Annotated in this window: 7 protein-coding genes and 1 pseudogene; all 8 read left to right on the top strand. The window is 64.0% G+C overall.

Annotation, left to right across the window (positions count from 1 at the left end; translation table 11 throughout):
- Nucleotides 1-156 (top strand): annotated as a pseudogene (locus IE101_RS16555) (electron transfer flavoprotein subunit alpha/FixB family protein); the annotation flags it as partial.
- 222 nt (nucleotides 157-378) lie between these two features.
- On the top strand, nucleotides 379-1812 hold the full coding sequence (locus tag IE101_RS16550; RefSeq protein WP_189634955.1) for an aldehyde dehydrogenase family protein: 1434 nt from the start codon (nucleotides 379-381) through the stop codon (nucleotides 1810-1812).
- Nucleotides 1813-1943: 131 nt separating this feature from the next.
- Nucleotides 1944-3611, top strand: coding sequence for a thiamine pyrophosphate-dependent enzyme (locus tag IE101_RS16545; protein ID WP_189634954.1), 1668 nt, complete (start codon nucleotides 1944-1946; stop codon nucleotides 3609-3611).
- A complete protein-coding gene (locus tag IE101_RS16540; RefSeq protein WP_189634953.1) occupies nucleotides 3608-5692 on the top strand; it encodes a hydantoinase/oxoprolinase family protein in 2085 nt (694 codons plus the stop codon). Before IE101_RS16545 ends, IE101_RS16540 begins: the two co-directional genes overlap by 4 nt.
- Nucleotides 5692-7314 (top strand): hydantoinase B/oxoprolinase family protein, encoded by a 1623-nt coding sequence (locus IE101_RS16535; protein WP_189634952.1) that lies wholly within the window; start codon nucleotides 5692-5694, stop codon nucleotides 7312-7314. Before IE101_RS16540 ends, IE101_RS16535 begins: the two co-directional genes overlap by 1 nt.
- Nucleotides 7311-8522, top strand: coding sequence for a pyridoxal phosphate-dependent aminotransferase (locus IE101_RS16530; protein ID WP_189634951.1), 1212 nt, complete (start codon nucleotides 7311-7313; stop codon nucleotides 8520-8522). The genes IE101_RS16535 and IE101_RS16530 overlap by 4 nt, the downstream gene beginning before the upstream one ends.
- Nucleotides 8519-9337 carry an NAD-dependent epimerase/dehydratase family protein gene (locus IE101_RS16525; protein ID WP_189634950.1) on the top strand — a complete coding sequence of 273 codons (819 nt, stop codon included), beginning with the start codon at nucleotides 8519-8521 and terminating at the stop codon, nucleotides 9335-9337. Before IE101_RS16530 ends, IE101_RS16525 begins: the two co-directional genes overlap by 4 nt.
- Entirely contained in the window at nucleotides 9334-10542 is a 1209-nt protein-coding gene (locus tag IE101_RS16520; protein WP_189634949.1) for an NAD(P)/FAD-dependent oxidoreductase, read from the top strand. Before IE101_RS16525 ends, IE101_RS16520 begins: the two co-directional genes overlap by 4 nt.
- The last annotated feature ends 39 nt before the right edge of the window (nucleotides 10543-10581 follow it).

Genomic DNA, 10581 nt, shown 5'->3' with positions numbered 1-10581 from the left:
ATCTCGGGCGCGATCCAGCACCTCGCCGGCATGAAGGACAGCAAGGTCATCGTCGCGATCAACAAGGACGAAGAGGCCCCCATCTTCCAGGTCGCAGACTACGGCCTCGTCGCAGACCTCTTCACCGCCGTCCCGGAACTCACCGACAAGCTCTAGTTGCGAGTGATTGGGACGGGCATTCCGGTCCAAACCTCAGCAGACATGACCCCGCAAACGCCTGTCTCAGGACGGGCAGGCGTTTTGCAAACTGGCCTGAAGACAAAGAAAAACCTTCTTATAAGGAATTGTTCTTTGCGGTTCCTTTTCTGCCTTTGGTGAATAGTTCGCCTCAGAACGGCCGGGTTTGCACCTGTGCACGAGATGACGACGGACGAAAACATGACCGAACTGAAGTGCAATTACATCAATGGGCTTTGGCAGCCCACCGAAGGCGCGGCGGAAAACCGGAGCCCGGCCAACCCGGACGATCTGATTGGGCTTTATGCGCGCGGCACTGCCGCGGATGTCGTCAAGGCAATTGAAGCGGCGCAAGCCGCCCAGCTGGGTTGGGCTGCGGCCTCGCCCCAGTTGCGGTCGAATGTGCTGCGCCGGGCGGGTGATCTGCTGCTGGCAAAGGTCGAAGAGATGGGTCGCCTGCTGGCGCGGGAAGAGGGCAAAACCCTTGCCGAAGCCAAGGGCGAGGCACTGCGCGCGGCCCAACTCTTTCACTTCTATGCCGGTGAAGCGCTGCGCAATCCCGGCGAGAAGCTCGCTTCGCTGCGCGACAGCGTCGAGGCCGAAGTCACGCGCGAGCCGCTTGGTGTTGTGGGGCTGATCACGCCCTGGAACTTCCCCATCGCCATTCCGGCCTGGAAAACAGCCCCGGCGCTGGCGGCGGGCAATGCCGTGATCCTGAAACCCGCAGATCAGACCCCCGCCTGCGCCCATCTGCTTGCGCAGATTTTGGCCGAGGCCGGTTGCCCGGCGGGGGTCTTCAACCTGGTGATGGGCCGCGGGTCCGAGATCGGCGCCGCGCTGGTGAACCACCCGGGTGTGGCTGCGATCTCTTTCACCGGGTCAGAGCGCGTCGGGCGCGGCATCGCGCTGGATTGCGCCCGCGGGATGAAGAAGGTGCAGCTCGAGATGGGGGGCAAGAACCCCATGATCGTGACGGCACAGGCAGATCTGGACCTTGCTGTCGCGGCCTGTCTGAACGGCGCCTTCTTTTCCACCGGGCAGCGCTGCACGGCCTCTTCACGCCTTATCGTCGAGGCACCGGTGCATGACGCCTTTGTCGAAAAGCTTGCCGCTGCGATGACCGCGCTGCGCGTGGGGGACCCGCTCGACCCTGCAACCCAGATCGGGCCTGTCGTTTCCGAGGGGCAATTGGCGGGGAACCTGGATTATGTCCGGATCGCCGCCGACGAGGGCTGTGAGGTGCTGGGTGGCCAGCGCCTGAACCGCCCCGGTAGCTTCCAGAGCCCGGCGCTGTTTCTGGGCGCGCGCAATTCCATGCGCGTGGCTCAGGAGGAAATCTTTGGTCCCTGCGCCGCCGTCATTGCGGTGGCGGATTTCGAAGAGGCCGTTGCCGTCGCCAATGACACGCAATTTGGACTTTCCTCTGGCATCTGCACCGGATCGCTGCGTGAGGCGACCGAGTTCCGGCGCCGATCGAAGGCGGGCATGGTCATGGTGAATCTGCCCACCGCAGGTGTCGATTATCATGTGCCTTTTGGCGGTCGCGGCGCGTCGAGCCTGGGCGGGCGTGAACAGGGACGCATGGCGATGGATTTCTACACCGCCGTGAAAACCGCCTACACCTTCGCTGGATGAGCGAAAACAAGAAAGAATAAATTTCATGTTTTCGGGCGAAGTTTGTTTTCCGAACCGGCCTGGATTGCCAGAATGACCACCAGAACTTGCCGTGCCCCCGTGTTCGGCGCGGTCAAGAAGGGGATGATGCAATGAAACGAAACGGCGGACAGGTGCTGGTGGACAGCCTGCTGGCACTGGGGGCGACCAAGGCCTTCGGCGTGCCGGGCGAAAGCTATCTTGCGGTGCTGGACGCGCTGCATGACACGAAAGACCGGCTTGATTTTGTGAACTGCCGCAACGAGGGTGGCGCTGCCTTCATGGCGGCAGCCTGGGGCAAGCTGACGGGGCAACCGGGGATCTGTATGGTCACCCGCGGCCCCGGCGTGACCAATGCCTCGATCGGCGTGCATACGGCCATGCAGGATTCCGCGCCGATGATCCTCTTCGTGGGGCAGGTCGGCACGGATATGAAAGGCCGCGAGGCGTTTCAGGAAATCGACTATCGCGCTGTCTTTGGCACCATGGCGAAGTGGGCAGTCGAGATTGATGACGTGGGCCGCATCCCTGAAATCCTCGCTCGCGCCTGGACCACGGCGTTGACCGGGCGCCCCGGCCCGGTGGTCATTGCCCTGCCCGAAGACATGCTGACCAGCCTGACCGATGCTGCTCCGCTGACAGGCGTGGCGCGGGTCCGTGAACCCGCCGCCGATACCGCGGCCCTGTTTGAGGTGCGCGAACTGCTGTCCGCCGCGAAGCGCCCGCTGATCCTGATGGGCGGCTGCAACTGGACGGCTGAGGGTAGCCGCGCCCTCCAAGCCTTTGCCGAGGCAAGCGATATCCCCGTGATCGCCGCCTTCCGCTATCAGGACCAGTTCGACAATTTCTCGCCCGTGTTTGCGGGGGAGGCCGGGGTCGGGATGCCCGCCCATGTGCGCCGCCTGATCACCGATGCCGATACCATCCTTGCGATCAACGTCCGCTTTGGCGAGATGACGACCGATGGCTACACGCTGCTCTCGGTCCCGGTGCCGGTGCAGAAGCTCATCCATGTCCATGCATCCGACCGTGAAATCGGCAAGATCTATCAGCCGACGCTGGGTATTCAGGCCGGGCCCAACACCTTTGCCGCTAGCCTGACCCCGGTTGCGGGCGCCTGGGCCGACTGGCGGGCGCGGGCGCGGGCGGGCTGGGAGACGGGCTTTGATCTGCCGCCGCTGCCCTCGCCCGTGGATATGGGCGTGGCGACCGCGCATTTGCGGGACGTGCTGCCCGATGACGCAGTCCTGACCAATGGCGCAGGCAATTTCACCGTCTGGCCGAACAAGTTCTACAAATTCGGCCCCAAGGCGCGGCTGCTGGCGCCACAATCGGGGGCGATGGGCTATGGCCTGCCCGCGGCGATTGCCGCCAAGGTTGCCGATCCCGACCGGACGGTCGTCTGCTTTGCCGGGGACGGTGATTTCCAGATGAATTGCCAGGAGCTTGCGACCGGCTTGCAATATGGCGCGCAGCCCATCGTGCTTTTGCTCAATAACGGCATCTACGGCACGATCCGGGCCCATCAGGAACGCCACTATCCGGCCCGCGTTTCGGGCACCGACATGGTGAACCCCGATTTCGTGGCCCTGGCGCGCGCTTATGGGATGCATGCCGAACGTGTTGAAACCACAGCGGATTTTCCGGCCGCCTTTGCCCGTGCGCGGGCCTCGGCCACCGGCGCCCTGCTTGACCTTGTGATCTCGCCCGAGGCGCTGACCCCGCGTCAGACGCTGTCGCAGATGCGCGAAGCCGCGCTGAAAGCAAAGGAAACCCAATGACTTCCTCGATCCGACTGGGGGCCGATATCGGCGGCACCTTTACCGATATTGCGCTGGATCTCCGGGGCAAGATCATTTCGACCAAGGTTCTCACCAACTACACCGCCCCCGAACAGGCCATTCTTGATGGCATGGACATTGTTCTGGCCGATGCCGGCATCGGCTATGCCGATCTGGAGATCGTGATCCACGGCACGACGCTGGCCACCAATGCGCTGATCGAACGGCGTGGCGCGCGCACGGCCTTCGTCACCACCGAGGGCTTCCGTGACGTGATCGAGATGCGGACCGAAAGCCGCTTTGACCAATATGACCTGAACCTGACGCTGCCCACGCCGCTGGTGCCGCGCGAGGATCGCTTCACCGTGGCTGGTCGCATCGGCGCGCAGGGGCAAGAACTCGCGGCGCTGGACGAGGCCGCATTGGAGGCGATTGCCGACCAGATCGCCTCGGGCGGTTATGGGGCTGTGGCCATCGGCTTTATCCACGCCTACCTGAACCCCGCGCATGAGGCCCGTGCCCGCGAAATCATCGGCGCCAAAGTGGATCTGCCAATCTCGGTCTCGTCCGAAGTCTCGCCGCAGATGCGGGAATTCGAGCGGTTCAACACCGTTTGCGCCAATGCCTATGTGCGCCCGCAGATGGCAAGCTACCTTGACCGGCTGCAAGTGCGGCTGGCCGAAAAGGGCGCAACCTGCCCGGTCTTCATGATCCATTCCGGGGGCGGTCTGGTCTCCGTGGAAACCGCCGCCGAATTCCCGGTGCGTCTGGTAGAAAGCGGCCCGGCAGGTGGCGCGATCTTTGCCGCCGATGTGGCGCGGCGCTTTGGCCTTGAAAAGGTCGTCAGCTATGACATGGGCGGCACCACTGCCAAGATCTGTCTGATCGAGGATTTCGCCCCGAAAACCGCCCGCTCGTTCGAGGTTGCGCGCACCACGCGTTTCGCCAAGGGTTCGGGGATGCCGATCTCCATCCCGGTGATCGAGATGATCGAGATTGGCGCTGGCGGTGGCTCCATCGCCTGGGTCGATGCCATGGGGCGCATCCAGACCGGCCCGGAAAGTGCGGCTTCCGAACCCGGCCCGGCCTGCTATCAGCGCGGCGGCCAACGCCCGGCGATCACTGATGCGGACCTGATCCTCGGCAAACTTGACCCGGACAATTTTGCAGGTGGCGCGATCAAGCTTTCGACCGATCTGGCCGCCGGCGCGATTGCCGCGCATGTCGGCGACCGGCTCGGCCTCTCGGCGCAATCGGCCGCCTTCGGTATTGGCGAGGTGGTGGACGAGAACATGGCCAACGCCGCCCGCGTTCATGCGGTGGAAAACGGCAAGAACATCTCGGACAACATGATGGTGGCCTTTGGTGGTGCGGCACCGCTGCACGCTGCACGGCTCTGCGAAAAGCTGGGCATCGATCGCTGCCTGATCCCGCCGGGGGCAGGGGTGGGGTCGGCCATCGGTTTCCTCAAGGCGCCCTTCGGCTATGAATCGCTTGCCTCGCGTATCATCGGCCTCAGCACATTCGATGCGGCGACCGTGAACGGCCTGATCGCCGATCTGAAGACCACGGCTGAGGGTTTTGTGCGTCAGGGCACCGAGGGCAAGATCCTCTGCGAAATCGTGGCGTTCATGCGCTATCGCGGCCAAGGCTGGGAAATTCCGGTTCCGCTGCCCGACCGTGCCTTCACCGCGGCGGATGTTGAACTGATCCGCACCCGGTTCCTGGATGCCTATGCCCGGTTCTTCGGACGCGCCATCGATGGTCTTTCGGGGCTTGAGATCGAGATTGTGACCATTTCGGTCAAGGCTGCCGATGAACGCCCTGCGCCGGAACCGGCCACGCTGACCCACGGCAGCCGCAGCTTTTCGGCACCGCAATCGCGCGCGGTCTTTGATCCGTCCTCGGCCAGCGTGCTGCAAACGGGCATCGTCGCGCGCGACAGCCTCGCCCCCGGCGACCGCGTCTCTGGCCCCGCCGTGGTGGTGGAACGCGAAACCTCGACCGTGGTCACCGCCCCCTTCGACGTCGTGATGCAATCCGACGGCTCGCTTCTGATGCTTCGCAAGGAGATCGTCTGATGTCCGACCAGACCCGTGAAATCCACATGCAGGTCATGTGGAACCGCCTGATTTCCGTGGTGGAAGAACAGGCCATGACACTGCTGCGCACCGCCTTTTCCACTTCTGTGCGCGAAGCGGGCGACCTTTCGGCGGGGGTCTTCGACCCTGCGGGCCGGATGCTGGCGCAGGCGGTGACCGGCACCCCCGGCCACGTCAACACCATGGCCGAGGCGGTGCTGCATTTCATCGCCGAAATCGGCCGCGAGAACATGTTCCCCGGCGATACCTATGTGACCAATGACCCCTGGCAGGGCACGGGCCACCTGCATGACATCACCATGGTTTCGCCGAGCTTCAAGGGCGATACGCTGGTCGGCTTCTTCGCCTGCACCGCGCATGTGGTGGATGTGGGCGGGCGTGGCTTCGGGGCCGATGGCAAATCGGTCTATGAGGAAGGCATCCAGATCCCGATCATGAAATTCGCCGAACGTGGCGTGGTGAACGCCGATCTGGTCCGCATTCTGCGCACCAATGTGCGCGAGGCCAATCAGGTGGTGGGCGATTTCTACTCGCTCGCGGCGTGCAACGATGTCGGCCACAATCGGTTGATCGCCATGATGGAGGAGATCGGTCTCGATACGCTGGATGACCTGGGGGACTTCATCTTCGCCCGCACCCGCGCCGCCACGCTGGAACGGATCGCGGCGCTGCCGCGCGGTGCCTGGACGAATGTCATGGTGACCGATGGCTATGACACGCCTGTCAAGCTGATGGCGACGCTGGAAACCCGCGGCGAGACGGTCAATGTCGATTTCGGTGGCACCGATGGCATCAGCCGCTGGGGCATCAACGTGCCGATCATCTATACCAAGGCCTATGCCTGCTATGCGATGAAATGCGTGGTGGCGCCCGACATTCCGAACAACTGGGCCTCGCTCGAACCTTTCACCGTATCCTCGCCTGAAAACATCCTGAACGCGCCGCGGCCCGCGCCGGTCAGCCTGCGGCATGTCTTTGGCCATATGGTGCCCGATCTGGTGCTGGGCGCGCTCGCGCAGGCGCTGCCGGGCAAGATCCTGGCGGAAGGTTCGGGCGCGCTGTGGAACATCCATATGTCGGTGCGCCCCGCCGCCGGGCAGGACGGCCGCCGGGCCGAGATCCTGATGTTCAACTCGGGCGGGATGGGCGCGCGGCCCGAACAGGATGGCCTGAACGCGACGGCCTTCCCCTCGGGTGTGATGACCATGCCGATCGAGGCGACCGAACATACCGGCCCCGTGGTGATCTGGCGCAAAGAGCTGCGCCCGGATTCCGCAGGCGATGGCCAGTATCGCGGCGGTCTGGGCCAGATCATCGAAATCGCCCCGGCCGAGGGTCATGAATTTGACTTTTCGGCCATGTTCGACCGTATCCAGAACGCGCCGCGCGGCCGTGACGGAGGGCAGAATGGTGCCCCCGGCATGGCAGCACTGGACGACGGGACGCGCTTGAAGCCAAAAGGCTGGCAGCACGTGCCCGCGGGCCGCAAGCTCGTGCTGCATCTGCCCGGCGGCGGCGGATATGGCGACCCCGCCCTGCGCGACCCGCAGGCCCGGGCCAATGACATCCTGAAAGGCTATCTGAGCGGAGATCGCAAATGACCTATGTGGCGGGCCGCCTTGCGGCAGTCAAACCCTCGGCCTCGATGGCGGCCTCGATGGCAGCCAAGGCGCTGCGGGCGACCGGGGTGGATGTGATCGACCTCGGTCTGGGCGAGCCGGATTTCCCGACGCCGCCGCATGTGGCCGAAGCCGCCCATGCGGCGGCGCTGCGGGGTGAAACGCTCTATACCGCCTCGGCCGGGACGCCGGCGCTGCGGGCGGCTGTGGCCGAAAAGTTCCGGCGCGAGAACGGGTTGGACTATGGCCCCGATGATATCGTCGTGGCCAATGGTGCCAAGCAGATCATCTTCAACGCGCTGATGGCCACCCTGAACGATGGGGATGAGGCGATCCTGCCCGCCCCCTATTTCGTCAGCTACCCTGAGATGGTGAAACTGCTGGGCGGCGCCCCCGTCACCCCGATTTGCAGCGCCGAGGCGGGCTTTCGCCTGACGCCCGAGGTGCTGGAGGCTGCGATCACCCCCCGCACCAAATGGCTGTTCCTGAATGCACCCGGGAACCCTTCGGGCGCGGTTTATTCGGCAGCCGAGCTGCAGGCGCTGGGGGCAGTGCTGGCCCGCCATCCGCAGATCCTGATCCTGTCGGATGAGATCTACGAACATATCATCTTTGACGGGCGCGCATTCGTGTCTTTCGGCAAGGCCTGCCCCGAACTGAAATCGCGCACGCTGATCGTGAATGGTGTGGCAAAGGCCTATGCCATGACCGGCTGGCGTGTGGGCTATGCGGCGGGTCCGGCCCCGCTGATCAAGGCGATGAACACGGTGCAAAGCCAATCCTGCACCTCGGTCGCGGCCCCGATGCAGGCGGCGGCGCTGGCTGCGCTGACTGGCCCGCAGGATTGCGTGGGCGCGTTTCGCGCGGCCTTTGAACGGCGGCGCGATCTGGTGGTCGCGGGCGTGGCCCAGATCCCCGGCCTGACGCTGCCCCCGCCGGAAGGCGCCTTCTATGCCTATATCGGCTGCGCCGGTCTGATCGGCAAACGCACCCCAAAGGGCGACATCCTGACCGATGACGTGGCTGTCGCCAATTACCTGCTGGCCGAGGGGCATGTTTCTTCGGTGCCGGGATCGGCCTATGGGCTGTCACCCTTTTTCCGCATCTCGACCGCGACCTCGGACGCGGTGCTGACCGAGGCGATTGCCCGGATCGGCCGCGCCGTATCTGCCCTTTCGGAGGCCAAATGACCCCGCGTTACGATACCATCCTGATCACCGGCGCCGCAGGGCGCCTTGGCACCGAACTGCGCCGCGGTCTTGCGCCGCTGGCGCGGAAGCTGCGTCTGGCCAGCCGCAACGGCATCACCGACCTTGCGCCGAATGAAGAGTCCGTCACCTTTGATCTGGCCGATGACGCGGCAGTGATGGCGGCGGTCGAAGGCTGCGATGCCATCGTGCATTTCGGCGGCGCCCCGATGGAGCGCCCCTGGCAAGAGATCCTCGATTCCAATATCCGCGGCAGCTACCACATCTATGAGGCCGCGCGGAAACACGGCGTCAAACGGGTGGTCTATGCCTCGTCGGTGCATGCGATCGGCTATCATCGGCTGGAAGATCATATCGACACCAATGCCCCGCATCGTCCCGACGGGCTTTATGGACTGTCGAAATGCTTTGTCGAGGATCTGGGCCGTCTCTACTGGGACAAGTTCGGCATCGAAAGCGTGGCTTTGCGCATCTTTTCGTCCTTCCCGGAACCGGCAGACCGGCGGATGCTCTGGTCCTGGCTGTCGTTTGAAGATTGCAACCGCTTGACCGCCGCCGCCCTGACTGCGCCGCGTGTGGGCTTTACCGTGTCCTTCGGGATTTCCGATAATGCGGTCAAGCCGGTGGACAACCGTCTGGCCGATCACCTCGGCTATCGCCCGCAGGACAATACCGAAGCCTTCCGTGCCGCGGTTGAAGCCCGCACCCCGGTTCCCGATCCGAAGGCCCCTGCGGTGCAGCATCTGGGCGGCTGGTTCGTCGATCTGGGCCACCCGGATGATGAGGCGGAAAAATGAAGGCGTCTTACGACGTAGTTATCGTGGGCGGGGCGGTCATCGGCTCTGCCGTCGCCTATTTTCTGGCGTCGAACCCTGATTTCAACGGGTCAGTCCTCGTGGTCGAACGCGACCCGACCTATCGCTATGCCTCGACCTCGCTGTCCTCCTCGTCGATCCGGGTGCAGTTTTCCAACCCGATCAACGTGAAGATCAGCCAGTTCGGCAGCGCCTTCATCCGCGACTTTGCCCGGACCATGCAGGTCGCGGGCGAAGCGGCGCCGGATCTGAACTTCCATCAGGGCGGCTATCTTTTCCTTGCCAATACCGCCGAACAGGAACAGACGCTGCGCGAAAACCATGAGGTTCAGCGCGCCTGCGGTGCGGATGTCGTCCTCTGGGGGCAAGAGGATCTGCACCGCGCCTTCCCGCATCTGAATGTCGATGACATTCGTCTGGCAAGCTATGGCCAATCGGGCGAGGGCTGGTTTTCCAACACCGGGCTGATGAACGGTTTCAAGGCCAAGGCACGTGAACTGGGTGTGGATTACATCACCGATGAGGTGGTGGCGATTTCCCGCGCGGGCGACCGGGTGACGGGTGTCACGCTGAAATCCGGTGCAAGCGTGCAGGCCGGGGCGGTGGTGAATGCCTCGGGTCCGCGGGCGGCGCTGACGGCGCGCATGGCGGGGCTGGATGTCCCGGTTGAACCGCGCAAGCGCACGCTCTTTGTGTTCGACTGCGCCAAAACGCCCGAGGGTAGCGCCACGGTGAATGGCGGCCGACTGCCGCTGATGATCGATCCCTCGGGGGTGTTCTGCCGCCCCGAAGGCCGGTTCTTCCTGTCAGGCGCTCCGCCGCTGGAAGACCCCGCCGTCGACTGGGACGATTTCGAACCGCGCTGGACCGAATTCGAAGACCAGATTTGGCCGACGCTGGCAGAACGGTCACCTGCGTTCGAGGCGATCAAGGTCGTCAATCAATGGGCCGGGCATTACGATTTCAACAGCCTGGACCATAACCTGATCGTCGGCCGCCATCCGCAGGTGACAAACTTTGTCTTTGCCAATGGCTATTCCGGTCACGGGTTGCAGCAAGGCCCCGCCGCCGGGCGCGGGGTGGCCGAATTGCTGATATACGGCGCCTATCGCACGCTGGATCTCACCGAGGTCGGCTATGAGCGCATCCTCGAAGGGCGTCCGTTCTTGGAAAAAGCCGTCATTTGACATCATCGACCTTTGCGGAACATCGGGGTGCCGTGATCT

This window comes from Gemmobacter lanyuensis (assembly GCF_014652355.1).
Classification (GTDB): Bacteria; Pseudomonadota; Alphaproteobacteria; order Rhodobacterales; family Rhodobacteraceae; genus Gemmobacter; species Gemmobacter lanyuensis.
The sequence above is the reverse complement of the archived record's forward strand: the minus strand, read 5'-3'. Positions and strand labels throughout refer to the sequence as shown.

Bases quoted from the DNA above. Each gene is read 5' to 3' on its own strand.
- IE101_RS16530 (WP_189634951.1), top strand. From the start codon at position 7,311: ATGACCTATGTGGCGGGCCGCCTTGCGGCAGTCAAACCCTCGGCCTCG.
- IE101_RS16545 (WP_189634954.1), top strand. From the start codon at position 1,944: ATGAAACGAAACGGCGGACAGGTGCTGGTGGACAGCCTGCTGGCACTG.
- IE101_RS16550 (WP_189634955.1), top strand. From the start codon at position 379: ATGACCGAACTGAAGTGCAATTACATCAATGGGCTTTGGCAGCCCACC.
- IE101_RS16525 (WP_189634950.1), top strand. From the start codon at position 8,519: ATGACCCCGCGTTACGATACCATCCTGATCACCGGCGCCGCAGGGCGC.
- IE101_RS16540 (WP_189634953.1), top strand. From the start codon at position 3,608: ATGACTTCCTCGATCCGACTGGGGGCCGATATCGGCGGCACCTTTACC.
- IE101_RS16535 (WP_189634952.1), top strand. From the start codon at position 5,692: ATGTCCGACCAGACCCGTGAAATCCACATGCAGGTCATGTGGAACCGC.
- IE101_RS16520 (WP_189634949.1), top strand. From the start codon at position 9,334: ATGAAGGCGTCTTACGACGTAGTTATCGTGGGCGGGGCGGTCATCGGC.